Raw genomic sequence first — 16614 nt, 5'->3', positions numbered from 1 at the left:
CCGCATGTTCGACGCTGAAATACCGCTTGCGGCCTGAACCGCAAGACGGTATCTCTCCCACGGGGAGAGGGAGAAAAGCGAGCTCGGACGGCTCCCTCTCCCTTGAGGGAGAGGGTTGGGGTGAGGGGGAAGCATACTTTTTACAATCAATTGGATAAACACTACACTTGTCAACAGATTAACCAATGGACGGCGAGTATGACGACGTTAAAAGTGAATTATCTGTTTTTTATTTTGCTACTGCTGCTGGTCAGCGTAGCCTTTTTTAGCCTGATCCTGCCTTATTATTCGGCGATCATTTGGGCGGTGATCCTGGCACTTATTTTTTATCCGCTGAACATTAAACTCACTGCACTTTTACGTGGTCGCGATGGGATTGCGTCGTTACTGACCGTATTGCTTATTTGTATTATTGTGTTTCTTCCATTGATGGTGGTGATCTCTTCATTAATCGTCGAATTAAATGCCCTCTATCAGCGCCTGCAAAGTAACGCCTCCGATTTACCGCAACTCTTAAACAATGGCATCAACGCACTTCCGGACTGGGCAAGAAGCTACCTGCAGGATAACGATTTTAATTCGGTGAGCACCATCCGGGAGAAAATATCCGGAGTCGCATTAGCCGCCGGACGTTATCTGGCAGGCAGTGCGGTAATTATCGGTAAAAATACGCTCGGTCTGACCATCGGTTTTTGCATGATGGTGTATCTGTTGTTCTTTTTACTGAAGGACGGTTCACGGCTGGTGCGCAGGATATTTATTGCGATCCCCCTGACGGATAAAATTAAACGTCGTCTGTTTCATAAATTTGCCGGCGTGTCCCGGGCAACGGTAAAGGGCACGCTGGTGGTGGCGATTGTCCAGGGCGCGCTTGGCGGCGCGGCGTTCTGGTTTGCCGGGTTCAACGGTAGCCTGTTATGGGCCACGCTGATGGCGTTTATGTCGCTGATCCCGGCGGTCGGTACGGCAATTATCTGGGTTCCTGCGGTGGTCTATTTGTCGACAACCGGTGAAACGGTCACCGCGGTGGTGTTGACGCTCTATTTTGTCATTGTGGTGGGTCTTGCGGATAATATTTTGCGGCCATTGCTGGTCGGCAAAGATACCCGTATGCCGGATTATTTAATTTTATTTACCACCCTGGGTGGTTTACAGCTTTTCGGTATTAATGGTTTTGTCATCGGGCCGTTGATCGCCGGGTTGTTTATCTCGTCATGGAATTTACTTGCTGAAGACCGGGCGATGAAAGAAAAAAACGGACAATAAGCAGGTGTAATCTTATTCCCCGGTCGAAAGGTCGGGGAAAGCAGAATTTATATTTCTGCTCTGTCTCTGCCAAACCCTTCTGCCTGCTGTTGGTGAAACCCTGCCTCCGGTGAAAGTGGCCGGACTGACGACGCTGGTTTGCGGCATTATGTTGATTAAATCCGGCACCCGCAGCGGGAGGGCAATAAAACAGGGAGGCGAGAATGCAACAGTTTGAATGGATCCACGCCGCCTGGCTTGCCGCTTTCAGTGCCTTATCTCAGGCGCTTGTGGGGTTCAGTCGCCCTGTGGGGCGGCTTTGGTATCGCGGCCACGCTGGCGGCGGGCTGGATCCTCTTTGGTCAACGGCTGAACAAAAAAGCTGGGCCGGACTTATCCTTTTAATAGTTGGGATGATTTTGATTAAACTGGCCTGATGTCTTCGCTGTCTGAAATAGGGCAGCGAATTTTTACTTCTGTATTACGCTTAAGTTTATATACAACAACACGATTGCTATTTCCGGCCAGGATATGAGGGATGGAGAATGTTAAACCCGTTTAGCTGGCGTAATATTCCCGGGGCAAAAACGCTGTTCGTGATGGTTTTTATGGCGGGTTTCGGGCTGATTATTTCTATTGTTGCGCTGTTGTATCTGTCCCTCCATCTGATTAGCAGTAAAGCCAATGAAATAGACGAACACCGGACGGCGTTATCAGTTCAGGGGGCGATTCAGACCTCAATAAATCGGATGAAAACGCTGGTGATTGATAATGCGGTGTGGAATGACGCCGTGCGGGAGACCTACAGCCCGCAGCTCAATACCCAGTGGCTGTATAACACCTGGGGCATCGGTTTCAAAATCAATAATCTCTATGATGGCACCTTTGTGCTGGATGAAAACTATCAGATGCGCTGGGGAGCGTTTCGCAGTCAACAGGTCAGCGATCATTCCCTGAGTTTCTTCGGTAATGGATTACAGGCGCTGATCCGCAATAATACGCAGGCGCTGTCCAGTCAGAATCAGATTTTCGCCGGTATAACCCGTACCCACGAAGGCGTTGCCTTTTTTGCTATCGGCTTGATCCGGCCAATGGTCGGCGAGCTACAGGTCACCGGGGGGGAGCGCCGTTATCTGCTTATCACCCGTCATCTGAACAACGATATCCTGCGCGAGCTGGGGGATACTTTCCAGATTGCCAGCTTAACGTTTTCGCCGGAAAAAGAGACGAACAATAGCGTTCCGTTGGAAAGCGCCGCCGGGGAAGTGCTGGGCTGGTTAAGCTGGAGCCCGCGTTTACCTGGTGCTGAAGCCGCCAACACCGCTGCTGATAATATTCGCCAGATTGCCATGTTAGCCTCGGGACTGATCCTGCTGTTTATCGTGTTGAGCAGCGCCGGGCTTTATAAGCTAGCCAAAGGGGAAAAAATAGCCCGTCGTATCGCCTATACCGACTGGCTCAGTCGTTTACCTAACCGACGCGCCCTGATCGAAAAGCTCGATAAGCTGAGTATGCAGGGCGACAGCAGCATGATAAGCGTGGTGTTTATCGATCTGGATGGCTTTAAGGATGTAAATGATATCTATGGGCATGATGTCGGCGATCGCTTAATTGTTACCGTCGCCCAGTTGCTTACGGATATTGTCCCGACCGACGGCACGCTGGTGCGAATGGGCGGGGATGAATTTGCGATGACCATCAGCGGCCCCTGGGCAGAAGAAAAAGCAGATGACTTTGCCGCAAAAGCTCTGCTCGCCCTGAGTGTGCCGATTAAGGTCAGTAAGCGAACCGTTCATATTGGCGCCAGCATCGGTATTGCCAGCGCAACCCTGCTTGCCTGCACCAGTTCGGAGTTATTCCGTCGGGCGGATATCGCCATGTACCATTCAAAGAGCACCGGCAAGGGCCGGGTTACCCATTACGATGAGGAACTGAACAGCGTCCGCGAACATCAACTGATGATCGAGAATGATATTCGCAGCGGGCTGGATAACGATGAATTTGACGTCTGGTATCAACCTATTGTCGATGCCCGCAGCCTGGTGATGATTGGCGTCGAAGCTCTGGTGCGCTGGCCGCGACGTCCGGGCGGAGAGCTGAAGCCGGATGCGTTTATTACCATCGCCGAAACCAGCGGCCTGATTTACGCCCTCGGGCAGTTTGTACTGCGCCGCGCCTGTAGCGATCTTCAGCCTTTTAGCGATTTAAAACTGTCGGTCAATATCTCTCCGGCACAATTTCGCGATCCGGAATTTGAAGTCAAAGTGGCCAGCGCCCTGGCAAGCACCCGTTTTCCCGCTGCCCGTCTGCAACTTGAAGTCACCGAAACCTATGTGCTGGAAAACCCGGAACGGGCGCTGTCGGCTATCACCTATTTACGCGCGCTGGGCACCTCGGTGGCGCTGGATGATTTTGGCACCGGCTATTCAAGTATTGGCTATCTGCGCCGTTTCCATTTTGAAACCATCAAGATCGATAAATCGCTGGCGGGGCTGGTGGATGACGATGAACAGGCCTCCGCACTGGTGAGAGGCACTATTCGTATTGCCAGCGCGCTGGGGATGCTGGTGGTGGCTGAGGGCATTGAGAATGAAAAACAGATGAAGTTACTGCGTCTGGCCGGCTGCGATCAGCTGCAGGGCTATTTCTTCAGTGAACCTATGCCGCTGGAAAACATTCTGCAACTGCGTAAGCCGCAGTTGCAGGGGTAGCGCTATCTCGCCAGAGCTTCCAGCTTGTCGCGAAAACCGGTAATCGAAATAGCACGGTTATCGGCCCGCCAGCGGTCTTTCGCCGCTGGCGCGGAACTTTGTACCGCAATAACCTGCCAGCCTTCGGGCGTGTTGAGCATCAAAGGAGAGCCGCTGTCTCCAGGCAGGGTATCGCACTGATGCGACAGTACGCTGCTTTGCGCCCAGCCGGTGACCACGCAGTCGTGGTGACTGTAGAGGGTCTCCAGATGATCTTCCGGATAACCTGACTGGGTGACCTTTCGCCCGGCGACTTTTAGCGCCTCAGTCAGCGCTTCTTTGTCACCAACGAACACCGGCAGCGGGGTGATACCAGACGGCGGGTTACGTAAAATCACCAGACCAAAATCCCAGGGGGCGGCGGAGGCCGGAACAATCCAGCCATCGCCATCGACCTTCAGGCGTTTGCCAAGCGAGGCATCAACGCGGCCTTCGATACTGTGGATCTCATAGCGCCAGCTGCCTTTTTGCGATACAAAACGCAGGGCGACGACTTTATCCGGTTTGCCGTGGGGCGGCGTTAACAGGCAATGACCTGCGGTCAGCGCCAGATGCGGAGAGATCAGGGTGGCGGTGCACAAATTGCCACTGGCGGTTTCAAGCTGGCCAATCGCATCCCAGGGCGAACGCGCCGGGGCGGTCACGGGCACTCTGTCATCCTGACCAAAGAACAGTGTTTTCACATCACGTGCATTCATGGCGCTGCTGTCGCCATCTTCAGCATGACCGTGAGTGGAGAAAAGAAAAATCGATCCCAGTAATAGCACAGCGGTTTTTCGCATATCTCACTCTGGTGGGGCAATTATGATTATTAAAGTAAACCCTGACCCATAGACTATAGCCGGGACGGCAGAAAAGTGGGAATAAAATCAGCGTGCTACATCAGAAAAGATAGAACCGAAAGGCAATGAGCGCGCACAAAATGAGCAACAGCAGGATAAACTCAAAGCGATAACGTCGCAGCATAGACCCTCCAGAGAAAAACGGCGCTTCCCTGAGAGGTTAGCGCCGATGATTGACTCCGCCTTTACCGCAGGCAGGTACTACTTCACAACTTATGCTGCTGGCTGTGCAGCCGGTTGAGTTGCAGTGTGTTTTACGTGTTTTTTGTGATGTTTAACTTTAGCAGCCTGTGCTTTCTGCTCTACAGCCGGTTTAGCGGCTGCTTTTTTGTGGTGTTTTTTCACTTTAGCAGCCTGAGCTTTCTGCTCTACAGCTGGTTTAGTTGCCGCTTTTTTGTGATGTTTTTTCACTTTAGCGGCCTGCGCTTTCTGTACAGCGGCTTTCTTGTGTTTGTGCACTTTTTTCACCGGCGCTTTAGCAGCAGGCGCAGCAGCGGTGGTTGTGGTTGCAGCAGGCGCCGCAGTGGTGGTTGCAGCGTCAGCAGCGAATGCAACAGAAGACAGACCCATAGCAGCGGCAACAACCAGAGCTAATACTTTTTTCATTCTGATATCCTCGAATTTGGTTTTTCATTCAACCCCACTGCGGGGCCGTTGAAAACACTATATCGCTGTAAACACGAGGCTTCCGTGAGTCATTGGTTTCGGCGTGTAACGGGATGTACAACCCGTGTCGTTGGTGAGAGGTGCAGATTGCGCGGTCACGCAATCTGCCTATTTTTCGCGGCGTTACAGATAGCGCGCGGTCAGATGATCGCGGAAGTAGCGCGCGTTGAGGGATTCACCGGTGGCGTTCTCAATAAGCTGTTCGGTGGAGAAACGGCTGCCGTGCTGCCAGATGTTCTGCCCAAGCCAGTTAAAGAGGGCGGAGAAATCACCGCTGGCGATGGCGCTGTCCAGCCCTGGCAGTGCCTTGCGGGCCGCCTGGAACAGCTGGGCGGCGTACATGGCTCCCAGGGTATAAGAAGGGAAGTAGCCAAAGCCGCCGTCGGTCCAGTGAATATCCTGCATACAGCCGTTGCGGTAGTTATCTTTGGTTGACAGCCCCAGCCACGCCTGCATTTTCTCATCCCACAGGGCCGGAATATCCTCAACTTCAATATCCCCGTCGATCAGCGCCCGCTCAATCTCATAGCGCAGGATCACATGTGCCGGGTAGCTCACTTCATCGGCATCCACCCGAATAAAGCCGGGTTTCACCCGCTGGTTCCAGGCGATAAAGTTAGCTTCTTCAAACGCCGGTTGCGCGCCAAAGTGCTTCCTGATAGCGGGAAGCAACAGTTTCATAAATGCATTGCTGCGCCCAAGCTGCATTTCAAAAAACAGGCTCTGGGATTCATGAATAGCGGTGGAGCGTGCCTGCGCGATCGGCTGCCCCAGCCACTGGCGCGGCAGATTTTGCTCATAGCGGGCATGGCCGGTTTCGTGAACCACTCCGAACAGAGCGCTCAGCAGTTCGTTTTCGTCGTAGCGGGTGGTGATGCGGACATCTTCCGGCACGCCGCCGCAAAACGGATGGGCGCTGATGTCCAGTCGTCCGGCGTTAAAATCAAAGCCCAGTAAGGTCATGGCTTCCAGCCCCAGTTCACGCTGAGTGGCGCTCGGGAAGGGGCCTTGCGGGGTGATAAGGGTTTCACGGGACTGTTTGTCCACGACCTTTGCCAGCAGATCCGGCAGCCAGGATTTCAGGTCGGCAAAGAGCACATCGAGGCGGGCGCTGGTCATATCGGGTTCGAAAATATCCAGCAGGGCATCGTATGCCGAACAGCCTTTTTCTGCCGCGCGCAGCCGGGCTTCCTCGCGGCTCAGTTTTACCACCTCTTTCAGGTTTGCGCTAAAGCCCGCCCAGTCATTGGCCGGACGCTGGGTGCGCCAGGCGTGCTCGCATTTGCTCCCGGCCAGCGATTTGGCTTCGACCAGGCTTTCCGGTAACAGCGCCGCCTGCTGATAATGGCGGGTCATCTCGCGCAGGTTAGCCTGTTCAACGTCATTAAGATCTTCGCTAAGCGCATTGTGCAGCCATTCGCCGACGCGTTTATCCGTCAGGATCTGGTGCTGCAATACGCCAAGTTCGGCAAGGGCTTCGCCACGGGCGGTGCTGCCGCCTGGCGGCATCATGGCAAACATATCCCAGCCAGCGATGGCAGAAAGATGGGAGAAACGGGAGAGCCGCTGGAAGGTACGGGTGAGCTGCTGATAATTGCTATTTTCCATAATGCCTCTTATCAATATGAATAATTTTTATTCTCCCCTTTGTTTCAGGGGGCGGGATAGCGAAGTGTAATGGGCAGTACCATAATAAAAAAGTCGTACTTAAACGACCTTATTCAACCGTACCGATGACATTATGAATCCGTTTGTGTGGGTTATGTTCGCGCTGATGGCGCTTGATGCAGTAAGAGAACTTGTTGGAGCCGCTTCAGTTCTGACGATCTTTTGATTGCCTGGGCCACATCGCCACAAGCCCCGGATAACCGGGGCCTGAAACGATCACCGTTTAGCGCAAACGGCGATGGATATGTTTGCCTACTAACAGCGCCAGGATAAGCATCAGGGCGATAAACCCGCCGACCCCGTTCCACCCGTAGTTGTGCCAGAACACGCCCCCCAGAGTACCTGCGATACTTGAGCCCAGATAGTAACTGAACAAATAGAGTGATGAGGCCTGGCCTTTGGCGCGACGTGCGCGAGGGCCAATCCAGCTACTGGCAACCGAGTGGGAGGCAAAGAATCCGGCGGTGGACAGCAGCATACCGGCAAAAATGACCCACAAAGAGGGGATCAGAGTCAGCAGCACGCCGCTTAGCATGATGGCGATTGCGCCGAGCATCACCGGGCCGCGGCCATATTTTGCCGTCATGGCTCCGGCTTTCGGTGAACTCCAGGTGCCCGTCAGATAGGCCACGGAGAGTAAGCCGACCACCGCCTGGCTCAGCATCCAGGGGGAAGCCATCAACCGGTAACCGATGTAATTAAACAGGGTGACGAAGGAGCCCATTAACAGGAAACCTTCGAGGAACAGCAATGGCAGGCCGCGATCGCGCCAGTGCAGCCGAAAGTTAATCATCAGGGTATGCGGGCGCAGCGAAGAAGGACGAAAATGGCGTGATTCCGGCAGAATACGCCAGAACATCAGCGCGGAGGCAAGGGCAAAACAGCCAATTGCCGCCAGAGCAATACGCCAGTTAAAGAGATCGGTAAAGACGCCGCTGAGCAACCGGCCGCTCATCCCGCCAATTGAGTTACCGCTGATATACAGCCCCATCGAGAACGCCACAAAGCTTGGGTGGATCTCTTCACTCAGGTAGGTCATCGCTACGGCAGCAACCCCACTCAGGGAGAGGCCGAGCAGGGCGCGCATCACCAGAATGCCGTGCCAGCTGGTCATCATGGTCGAAAGCAGGGTACAGCAGGATGCCAGCAGCAGTGCTGTGACCATTACTTTTTTTCGCCCGATCGCATCCGACAACGGGCCGGTAAACAGCAGGCCAATGGCCAGCATCGCGGTTGATATCGAGAGTGAAATACTGCTGCTTGCCGGGGAGATGGCAAATTCCTGTGACAGCACCGGCAAAATGGGCTGTACGCAGTAAAGCAGGGCAAAGGTTGCCAGTCCGGCGGAGAACAGCGCCAGGGTGACGCGCATGAACTGGGGGGTACCACGTTTAATATATTGAGTGGGTAAAACATGGGCGGTGTCGTCGGCGCCACTCGCGGGGAGGGTATCGACGGTTGATGTACGACTCACTTTTTGTCCTTAGATGGGGATCCCGACAAGACGGGGATAACAGTAAGGGTATGAAATGCGGAATATTCTGTCTAATATATTAATAGTCTCAAATAATACTTTTAGAATATGAATATTGAACTTCGCCATCTTCGCTATTTTATTGCCGTTGCCGAAGAGCTGCATTTTGGCCACGCCGCCGCCCGGCTTAACATTTCCCAGCCGCCGTTGAGCCAGCAAATCCAGATTCTGGAGCAGCAAATAGGCGCCAGATTGTTCGCCCGGACTAACCGCAGCGTCTCGCTGACGGCGGCCGGGCGGCAGTTTCTCGCCGACAGCCGACAGATTTTAAGCCAGGTTGAAGAGGCCGCTGCCCGCGCGGCCCGTCTTCACCAGGGGGAAACCGGCGAGTTGCGGATTGGCTTTACCTCGTCCGCGCCCTTTATTAAAGCGGTTTCCGACACCCTCTCATCCTTTCGCCAGCTCTACCCGGACGTGCATATTCAGACCCGTGAAATCAACACCCGCGAGCAGATAGCCCCCCTTAACGATGGCGGGCTGGAGCTGGGGCTGATGCGCAACACCCTGCTGCCGGATAACCTGGCGTGGGAGGTGATTTTACGTGAACCGCTGCTGGCGATGATCCACCGCGATCACCCGCTGGCCGCCAAAAAGGGGGTCTCGCTGGTGGAGCTGGCGCAGGAACCCTTTGTCTTTTTCGATCCACATGTGGGAACCGGATTGTATGACGATATTCTCGGCCTGCTGCGCCGCTATAACCTGACGCCGACCATCACTCAGGAGGTGGGCGAAGCGATGACCATTATCGGCCTGGTTGCCGCCGGGCTGGGCGTTTCGATTTTGCCCGCGTCGTTTCGCCGCGTGCAGCTGAATGAAATTCGCTGGGTACCGATCCTTGAGGAAGATGCGATTTCGGAAATGTGGCTGGTGTGGGCAAAACATCGTGAGCAGGGAACGGCGGCACGGCGTTTCAAACAAAAACTGATCGGCGCAGTAAATGGATGAAAATTGCGCAATACCCCCCTGAAAAATGTGCTGTAAATCACAAGGCTACGTAAATATTTGACGGCGACTCATGAAGTGCTTCACCATATCGAAAAGTTTATTTCGAGCTCAAAAATAAAGGGAGTCAGAGGTGGTTGCTGATAGTCAGCCTGGTCATATTGATCAAATTAAGCAGACCAACGCAGGGGCGGTCTATCGCCTTATTGATCAGCTTGGCCCGGTTTCGCGCATCGATCTTTCAAGACTGGCACAGCTTGCGCCCGCCAGTATTACCAAGATTGTGCGTGAAATGCTGGAAGCACACCTGGTACAGGAGACCGAAATTCAGGAGCCTGGCAGCCGCGGGCGGCCAGCGGTGGGGCTGATGGTGGAAACCGAAGCCTGGCACTATCTCTCTTTACGTATCAGCCGGGCGGAAATCGTCCTCTCCCTGCGTGACCTGAGCAGTAAGCTGGTTGTTGAAGAGCTGCTTGAGCTGCCCCTTACCGACGAAACGCCGTTGCTGGCGCGGATCATCAATCATATCGATGCCTTCTTTACCCGTCATACGCAGAAACTCGAACGTCTGACCGCTATCGCCATCACCTTGCCGGGGATCATTGATACGGAAAATGGCATCGTCCATCGCATGCCGTTTTATGACGATGTGAAGGATATGCCGCTGGGCGAGGCGCTGGAAAAGCACACGGGCGTGCCGGTGTATGTACAGCACGATATCAGCGCCTGGACCATGGCGGAGGCTCTTTTTGGCGCCTCGCGCGGGGCGCGGGATGTGATTCAGGTAGTGATTGACCATAACGTGGGGGCAGGAGTCATCACCGATGGACGCCTGCTGCATGCGGGTAGCAGCAGCCTGGTGGAGATTGGCCATACCCAGGTCGATCCCTACGGTAAACGCTGTTATTGCGGTAACCATGGGTGCCTGGAAACCATTGCCAGCGTTGAGAGCGTGCTGGAGCTGGCGCAACTGCGTATGAGCCAGTCGATGAGCTCAATGCTGCATCAGCAACCGCTGACGGTGGAGTCATTGTGCGATGCCGCCCTGCGGGGAGACCTGCTGGCGAAAGACATTATCAGCGGCGTGGGGGCCAATGTCGGCCGCATTCTGGCCATTATGGTGAATTTATTCAATCCACAAAAAATTCTTATTGGTTCGCCGCTGAGCAAAGCGGCGGAAATCCTCTTCCCGGCCATTGCTGACTGTGTTCGTCAGCAGTCCCTTCCGGCCTACAGTAAGCATATCGCCGTTGAAAGTACGCAATTCACTAATCAGGGCACCATGGCAGGCGCCGCACTGGTAAAAGACGCGATGTATAACGGTTCTCTGCTTATCCGTCTGTTACAGGGCTGACATTTTCCTGTTGTTGTACTAAATATTGCGCTATCTCAAGCTGCCTGACTGACGCTTAACATAGACTTCCACCACTGAATTATTTTCCTTATTTATATTTTCGTAGCATAACGGTGGAGTTAGCGATGCTTAAGCGTTTCTTTGTAACGGGTACTGATACGTCTGTCGGGAAGACAGTGGTGTCCCGCGCGCTGCTTCAGGCGCTGGCGGCCAGTGGCAGAACCGTCGCGGGTTACAAACCGGTCGCTAAAGGGAGTAAAGAGACACCAGAGGGCCTGCGCAATAAAGATGCGATGGTTTTGCAAAGTGTTTCGTCCATAGAGTTGCCCTATTCGGCGGTGAATCCTGTTGCGCTCAGTGAAGATGAAAGTAGCGTCGCGCATAGTTTTCCGATTAATTACACCCTTCTGTCTAATGGTCTGGCCCATCTTTGCGACCGGGTTGATCATGTGGTCGTTGAGGGTACCGGCGGCTGGCGCAGTCTGATGAACGATCTGCGCCCGCTCTCTGAGTGGGTGGTGCAGGAGCAGATGGCGGTGGTGATGGTGGTGGGTATTCAGGAAGGCTGTATCAACCATGCCCTGTTGACCGCGCAGGCCATTGCCAGCGACGGTCTGCCGCTGATTGGCTGGGTGGCGAACCGTATCAACCCTGGGCTTGCGCACTACGCTGAGATAATCAACGTTCTGAGCCGTAAACTGCCCGCGCCGCTGGTCGGTGAGTTGCCTTATCTGCCTCGGGCTGAACAGCGTGAGCTGGCGCAGTATATCAATTTGCAGATGGCGAACGGCATGCTGGTGGCGGATCGAATTCTGGCGTAATCCGTCAGAAAAATAGCCTGTTGCCAGAGTAAAAAGCAGGCATAAAAAAGGGTGCAGGTGACGTTGTCACTTGCGCCCTTTGTGGTTTTTAACGGCCTCAACGCCAGAGCGGTTTATCAGCCACCGGCATGAGGAGCTGCGACTGCCAGTGTGCCAGCGTCCTTTGCGCCAGCATCCCCAGCGCCTGCCAGAACGGATGCCCGGCCTGTTCACAAAACACCGTCAGAAATCGCCCGGACCAGGGCAGAAGATGCCAGGCCAGGAGTGCGTCGCAGGCGGCGTATTGTCGGTTCTCTGCAAGCCAGGCGGCGAGCAGCAGCAGGGTGCCAAAATGATCTTCAGGCTCGTTTTCCTGCGCATGCCAGACAATCTGGTTCTCGCGCATCCACTGGCGCAGGGCCAGCGTCGAGTCGCCAAAGATGACGCTTTCTTTGTCGAGCCACACGGATCCCCTGGGCGGCGCAGGCAGTGCCCAGGGGCCGATAAACAGGCGCTGCCAGGCCGCATCAAGAGGCTCTTCACTGACGGTGGTAAACCCCTGCGCCAGCGGGGCCAGACTCTGGGCTGGCAGCGGCCATTGCGTTTGCCAGTCACCGTTTAAGAATGCCCCGATAATCGGTTTTACCGGTTCACTGTCCGGCGGCGAGTAAAACAGCATCCCGAGGATCCTGGCGGTAAAGGCGAAATCGTCGCCGTAGAGGTTGTCAGTCATTGCTGTTTCCTGAGAGTGATTAACCCGCGACGGCCATACCGACTGTCATATGTAAGCCATAGAACAGGCCACGGCCAATCAGTTCACCGACCAGCACCAGCGTCACCCCGGCAAACAGGCTGATTGCACGTGGTTGTCTGCGCATCACCAGAGGGCAAATCCAGCAGCCCAGCCCGGCAACCAGCAGCAGCATCCGCCAGACCTGGAGCAGCGCGTAGTCCGGCACCAGCGCATCTGCCTGTACCACCGAACTGTGCACGGCGCTTAAACTCATCCCCTGCAACATTACCAGCGCCAGGCTTGCCAGCAGCGCCGCAACGCTCAGGGTGGCAAAGGTGGCACCGTTAAATGTGCTTCCGGCCAGGCGCAGCAGCAGCGCCGCCAGCAGCGGCCCGCCGAGCAGCATGGTCAGGAAGAAACCCACCGTGGTGTAAGCGGTGTGCCAGGTCGGCACGGTATCAATCTGATACACCCGGGTCATCGCCACCACAAAGGCAACGCCGAGCGCCATGCTGACAATAAGCCAGATTTTACCCAGCGCCGCCGGCATTTTGCCGAGCACCGCCAGCAGCCACCAGAATCCGCCCACGGCGAAGAACAGCGAACCTGCAGCGATTTCGTTGCTCAGCGCCGAAGCGCCGACCCGGTTCAGGGAGTTAAACGCCCGCAGTGGCGAGCCCAGGTGCATCATGGAGGCGATAAAGCCCACGCCCATCAGCAGCCATAAAAAGAACATACTGCGGGTAATGCGCAGCTGGCGTGCAGAGTCGTCTTTCGCCGCCATCCAGCCGAGCCCCATTACGATTAAGCCGCCCGCCACGCACTGGCCAAGTACGGTAAATAACACCAGCGGCCATTCATGCCATCCGTTACCCATCTCACACCTCCTGCGGGTTAGCCAGAAAGCCGGTGGTGTCCCCGGTAGGGCGGCTGTTGGCGTTAGGTTTAATCACAATGCACGGCTTTGTGAAACGTGCGGCCGGAAGCGGCGCAACGGCGGCCAGTTCGCCGTGGGTTTTACGCAGTTCATCAATCGGGCCAAAATCCAGCGCCCGCAGCGGGCAGGATTCGACGCAAATCGGCTTGTGACCTTCTGCAACACGGCTGTAGCAGCCATCGCATTTGGTCATATGGCCTTTCTGCGCATTGTACTGCGGCGCGCCGTAGGGGCAGGCCATATGGCAGTAACGACAGCCGATGCAGATATCTTCGTTTACCACCACAAAGCCGTCGTCACGCTTGTGCATCGCTCCGCTGGGGCAAACTTTGGTGCAGGCCGGATCTTCGCAGTGGTTACAGGCAATCGACAGGCAATAGGCAAACACATTCTGATGCCAGACGCCGTTGTCTTCCTGCCAGTTACCCCCGGCGTATTCGTAGATGCGGCGAAAACTGACTTCCGGGGTCAAATTTTTGTAATCTTTACAGGCCAGCTCACAGGTTTTGCAGCCGGTGCAGCGGGCGGAATCAATAAAAAATCCATATTGGGTTGTCATCGGCTACTCCTCAAACCTTCTCAATTTCAACCAGATTGGTGTGCTGGGGGTTGCCTTTTGCCAGCGGCGAAGGGCGCTGGGTGGTCAGCGTGTTCACACAGCCACCATGGTCAATGCGATCGCCGGTCATACTGGCATCGTGCCAGGCTCCCTGACCCATGGCGCTGACGCCGGGCATAATACGGGGGGTGACTTTTGCGGCAATCCGTACTTCGCCGCGGGCATTAAAGACCCGCACCATATCGCCATTGGCGATCCCGCGTTTTTGCGCATCAATCGGGTTGAGCCACACTTCCTGGCGGCAGGCCGCATCCAGCACATCGATGTTGCCGTAAGTGGAGTGGGTTCGGGATTTGTAGTGGAAGCCGTACATCTGCAACGGGAATGTGGCGCGCGAAGGGTCATCCCAGCCTTCAAAGGTTGAGGCGTAGATCGGCAGGGCGCTGATCACCTCATCTTTTTGTAACTCCCAGCTACCGGCAATTTTCGCCAGACGGCTTGAGTAGATTTCGATTTTGCCAGATGGCGTTTTTAGTGGGTTCGCAACCGGGTCATCGCGGAACTTTTTATAGGCCACAAAGTGTCCATTAGGATCTTTGCGTTTATAGATGCCCATTTTTTTAAGTTCTTCGTAAGACGGCAACTGCGGATCTTTGGCGAGCATTTTGGCATACAGGTGCTTAAGCCACTCCTCCTGGGTTCGACCCTCGGTGAATTTTTGATAAATATCAGGCCCAAGGCGGCGGGCGATTTCGCTGGTTATCCAGTAAATCGGTTTACGTTCAAATTTCGGCGTGGTGATCGGTTGCAGGAACAGCAGGTAGCCCATATTCCCGGCATAGTCGTTGGGGATAATATCTTCCTGCTCGACGGACATCAGGTCCGGCAGCAGCAGATCGGCATATTTTGCCGACGAGGTCATAAAGTTTTCGATAACCACAATCATTTCGCATTTGGTGTCGTCCTGCAAAATGTTGTGAGTACGGTTGATGTCCCCATGCTGGTTGGTAATGGTGTTCCCGGCGTAGTTCCAGATAAACTTAATGGGCACATCCAGCTTGTCTTTCCCCTGCACGCCGTCACGCAGGGCGGTCATCTCCGGGCCACGGACAATGGCGTCGGTCCAGGTGAAGCAGGAAATTTTGGTTTTCACCGGGTTTTCCGGGATCGGCATCCGTTCGATGGTGATGGTGTAGGTGGACTCACGCGCGCCGCTGTTACCGCCGTTAATCCCCACGTTGCCGGTGAGAATGGGCAGCATGGCAATCGCTCGGGACGTCTGCTCGCCATTAGCCTGACGCTGCGGCCCCCAGCCCTGGCAGATATACGCCGGTTTGGCGCTGCCGATTTCCCGCGCGAGTTTAATAATGCGGTCTGCCGGAATACCGGTGATGGCGGACGCCCATTGCGGGGTTTTGGCAGTGCCGTCGTCCCCTTCGCCGAGGATCCAGGCTTTGTAGTGCCCGTTAGCCGGGGCATCGGCAGGCAGGGTTTTCTCGTCATAGCCGACGCAGTAAGCGTCGAGAAAGGCCTGATCCACCAGATTTTCATTGATCAGTACCCAGGCCAGCCCACAGACCAGCGCGGCATCGGTTCCGGGACGGATTGGGATCCACTCATCTTCACGTCCGGCAGCCGTATCGGTATAGCGCGGGTCGATAACGATCATCCGCGCATTGCTGCGCTCGCGCGCCTGTTCAAGGAAATAAGTGATGCCCCGCCGCTCATGCGGGTTTCAGCCGGGTTATTGCCAAACATCACCACCAGTTTGCTGTTTTCGATATCTGAGGTGCTGTTACCTTCGTTAGAGCCGTAGGTATAAGGCATCGCATAGGCAATTTGCGCGGTGCTGTAGGTGCCGTACTGGCCAAGAAAACCGCCGTACAGGTTCATCAGACGCGCAATGATTGACGCGGAAGGGGACGAACGGGTGATATTCCCCCCCACGATCCCGGAAGAATAGTTAATGTAGACCGCTTCGTTGCCGTACTTCGCCACGGTGTTTTTCAGGCTGGTCGCCAGGGTATCGAGGGCTTCGTCCCAGCTAATGCGCTCGAACTTGCCTTCGCCGCGTTTACCGACGCGCTTCATCGGATAATTCAGACGGTCCGGGTGATTAATTCGACGGCGAATAGAACGACCTCGCAGGCAGGCCCGGACCTGATGATTGCCGTATACATCGTCCCCGGTATTATCGGTTTCAACCCAGGTCACTTCGTTGTCACTGACGTGAAAATGCAGTGCACAGCGGCTTCCGCAGTTAACGGAGCAGGCTCCCCAGACAATTTTGTCCCCGGCGGGTTTCATTGCATTTTGCACCGCAGCCGCGGCGGTACGCATACCGAACGGCAGCGAAAAACTGCTGGCGGCGAGGGCAAGGCTGCCCAACGCGCTACTTTTGACGAGCGTTCGTCGGCTGATCCCAGCCGGGTATTCATCGTTGGACATAGCTCACTCCAGTATAAGTAAGATCTAAAAGTAATAACGCAACGGAACTAATGTCTGGCTAATTAAGTCCGGTAAACCCCCGGCTTTGCCGGGGGACTCCGAAAGGTTTGACCTTTAAGTCAGTCGCGCGAATCTG

14 protein-coding genes and 2 pseudogenes are annotated in these 16614 nt (G+C 55.0%); 7 read left to right on the top strand and 9 right to left on the bottom strand.

Annotation, left to right across the window (positions count from 1 at the left end; translation table 11 throughout):
- The first annotated feature begins 198 nt into the window (after positions 1-198).
- The 3 genes and pseudogenes from ACSZO4_RS19565 to ACSZO4_RS19555 all read left to right on the top strand — a co-directional run bounded on the left by ACSZO4_RS19565 (position 199) and on the right by ACSZO4_RS19555 (position 3956).
- Positions 199-1266: an AI-2E family transporter gene (locus ACSZO4_RS19565; protein ID WP_437890702.1), complete on the top strand. Its 1068-nt coding sequence runs from the start codon at positions 199-201 to the stop codon at positions 1264-1266.
- 203 nt (positions 1267-1469) lie between these two features.
- Positions 1470-1682: pseudogene (locus ACSZO4_RS19560) on the top strand (SMR family transporter).
- A gap of 108 nt (positions 1683-1790) precedes the next feature.
- Positions 1791-3956 carry a putative bifunctional diguanylate cyclase/phosphodiesterase gene (locus ACSZO4_RS19555; RefSeq protein ID WP_437890700.1) on the top strand — a complete coding sequence of 722 codons (2166 nt, stop codon included), beginning with the start codon at positions 1791-1793 and terminating at the stop codon, positions 3954-3956.
- A gap of 2 nt (positions 3957-3958) precedes the next feature.
- On the opposite strand, the gene ACSZO4_RS19550 is transcribed toward ACSZO4_RS19555, so the two are convergent.
- The 4 genes from ACSZO4_RS19550 to ACSZO4_RS19535 form a co-directional block, all read right to left on the bottom strand.
- On the bottom strand, positions 3959-4777 hold the full coding sequence (locus tag ACSZO4_RS19550; RefSeq protein ID WP_437890698.1) for a trypsin-like serine peptidase: 819 nt from the start codon (positions 4775-4777) through the stop codon (positions 3959-3961).
- Positions 4778-4877: 100 nt separating this feature from the next.
- On the bottom strand, positions 4878-4961 hold the full coding sequence (locus ACSZO4_RS19545) for a hypothetical protein (protein WP_437890703.1): 84 nt from the start codon (positions 4959-4961) through the stop codon (positions 4878-4880).
- 89 nt (positions 4962-5050) lie between these two features.
- Entirely contained in the window at positions 5051-5443 is a 393-nt protein-coding gene (gene asr, locus ACSZO4_RS19540) for an acid resistance repetitive basic protein Asr (protein WP_437890697.1), read from the bottom strand.
- A gap of 183 nt (positions 5444-5626) precedes the next feature.
- Complete coding sequence (locus tag ACSZO4_RS19535) at positions 5627-7111, bottom strand: carboxypeptidase M32 (protein WP_437890696.1); 1485 nt, start codon at positions 7109-7111, stop codon at positions 5627-5629.
- Between the two features lie 133 nt (positions 7112-7244).
- Between ACSZO4_RS19535 and ACSZO4_RS19530 the strand changes: the two genes are divergently transcribed.
- Entirely contained in the window at positions 7245-7337 is a 93-nt protein-coding gene (locus tag ACSZO4_RS19530) for a KPN_01571 family protein (protein WP_437890695.1), read from the top strand.
- A gap of 57 nt (positions 7338-7394) precedes the next feature.
- Here the strand turns inward: ACSZO4_RS19530 and ACSZO4_RS19525 are convergent, their stop codons facing one another.
- On the bottom strand, positions 7395-8645 hold the full coding sequence (locus tag ACSZO4_RS19525) for an MFS transporter (protein WP_437890694.1): 1251 nt from the start codon (positions 8643-8645) through the stop codon (positions 7395-7397).
- A 108-nt stretch (positions 8646-8753) separates the two neighbouring features.
- On the opposite strand from ACSZO4_RS19525, the gene ACSZO4_RS19520 reads away from it, so the two are divergent.
- The 3 genes from ACSZO4_RS19520 to bioD all read left to right on the top strand — a co-directional run bounded on the left by ACSZO4_RS19520 (position 8754) and on the right by bioD (position 11822).
- Positions 8754-9650, top strand: a complete 897-nt coding sequence (locus tag ACSZO4_RS19520; protein WP_437890692.1) for a LysR family transcriptional regulator — start codon at positions 8754-8756, stop codon at positions 9648-9650.
- Between the two features lie 130 nt (positions 9651-9780).
- Positions 9781-11001, top strand: coding sequence for a sugar metabolism global transcriptional regulator Mlc (gene mlc / locus ACSZO4_RS19515; RefSeq protein ID WP_437890690.1), 1221 nt, complete (start codon positions 9781-9783; stop codon positions 10999-11001).
- A 125-nt stretch (positions 11002-11126) separates the two neighbouring features.
- A complete protein-coding gene (bioD, locus tag ACSZO4_RS19510; protein WP_437890689.1) occupies positions 11127-11822 on the top strand; it encodes a dethiobiotin synthase in 696 nt (231 codons plus the stop codon).
- Positions 11823-11919: 97 nt separating this feature from the next.
- Here the strand turns inward: bioD and dmsD are convergent, their stop codons facing one another.
- From dmsD to ynfE, 4 genes and pseudogenes are all read right to left on the bottom strand, one after another.
- Positions 11920-12534 carry a Tat proofreading chaperone DmsD gene (dmsD, locus tag ACSZO4_RS19505; RefSeq protein ID WP_437890687.1) on the bottom strand — a complete coding sequence of 205 codons (615 nt, stop codon included), beginning with the start codon at positions 12532-12534 and terminating at the stop codon, positions 11920-11922.
- A 19-nt stretch (positions 12535-12553) separates the two neighbouring features.
- Entirely contained in the window at positions 12554-13411 is an 858-nt protein-coding gene (locus ACSZO4_RS19500; protein ID WP_437890686.1) for a dimethyl sulfoxide reductase anchor subunit family protein, read from the bottom strand.
- 1 nt (position 13412) lies between these two features.
- Entirely contained in the window at positions 13413-14030 is a 618-nt protein-coding gene (locus ACSZO4_RS19495; RefSeq protein WP_437890685.1) for a DMSO/selenate family reductase complex B subunit, read from the bottom strand.
- Positions 14031-14040: 10 nt separating this feature from the next.
- Positions 14041-16478: pseudogene (gene ynfE / locus ACSZO4_RS19490) on the bottom strand (selenate/tellurate reductase subunit YnfE).
- Positions 16479-16614: the final 136 nt, after the last annotated feature.

Origin of the sequence: Phytobacter sp. V91, assembly GCF_965644225.1 — a bacterium.
In the GTDB taxonomy this organism is placed as follows: domain Bacteria; phylum Pseudomonadota; class Gammaproteobacteria; order Enterobacterales; family Enterobacteriaceae; genus CBFFRJ01.
The sequence above is the reverse complement of the archived record's forward strand: the minus strand, read 5'-3'. Positions and strand labels throughout refer to the sequence as shown.

Coding starts and splice junctions, on each gene's coding strand:
- ACSZO4_RS19550 (WP_437890698.1), bottom strand. CDS start 4,777: ATGCGAAAAACCGCTGTGCTATTACTGGGATCGATTTTTCTTTTCTCC.
- ACSZO4_RS19555 (WP_437890700.1), top strand. CDS start 1,791: ATGTTAAACCCGTTTAGCTGGCGTAATATTCCCGGGGCAAAAACGCTG.
- ACSZO4_RS19545 (WP_437890703.1), bottom strand. CDS start 4,961: ATGCTGCGACGTTATCGCTTTGAGTTTATCCTGCTGTTGCTCATTTTG.
- ACSZO4_RS19530 (WP_437890695.1), top strand. CDS start 7,245: ATGAATCCGTTTGTGTGGGTTATGTTCGCGCTGATGGCGCTTGATGCA.
- dmsD (WP_437890687.1), bottom strand. CDS start 12,534: ATGACTGACAACCTCTACGGCGACGATTTCGCCTTTACCGCCAGGATC.
- bioD (WP_437890689.1), top strand. CDS start 11,127: ATGCTTAAGCGTTTCTTTGTAACGGGTACTGATACGTCTGTCGGGAAG.
- asr (WP_437890697.1), bottom strand. CDS start 5,443: ATGAAAAAAGTATTAGCTCTGGTTGTTGCCGCTGCTATGGGTCTGTCT.
- ACSZO4_RS19495 (WP_437890685.1), bottom strand. CDS start 14,030: ATGACAACCCAATATGGATTTTTTATTGATTCCGCCCGCTGCACCGGC.
- ACSZO4_RS19520 (WP_437890692.1), top strand. CDS start 8,754: ATGAATATTGAACTTCGCCATCTTCGCTATTTTATTGCCGTTGCCGAA.
- ACSZO4_RS19500 (WP_437890686.1), bottom strand. CDS start 13,411: ATGGGTAACGGATGGCATGAATGGCCGCTGGTGTTATTTACCGTACTT.
- ACSZO4_RS19565 (WP_437890702.1), top strand. CDS start 199: ATGACGACGTTAAAAGTGAATTATCTGTTTTTTATTTTGCTACTGCTG.
- ACSZO4_RS19535 (WP_437890696.1), bottom strand. CDS start 7,111: ATGGAAAATAGCAATTATCAGCAGCTCACCCGTACCTTCCAGCGGCTC.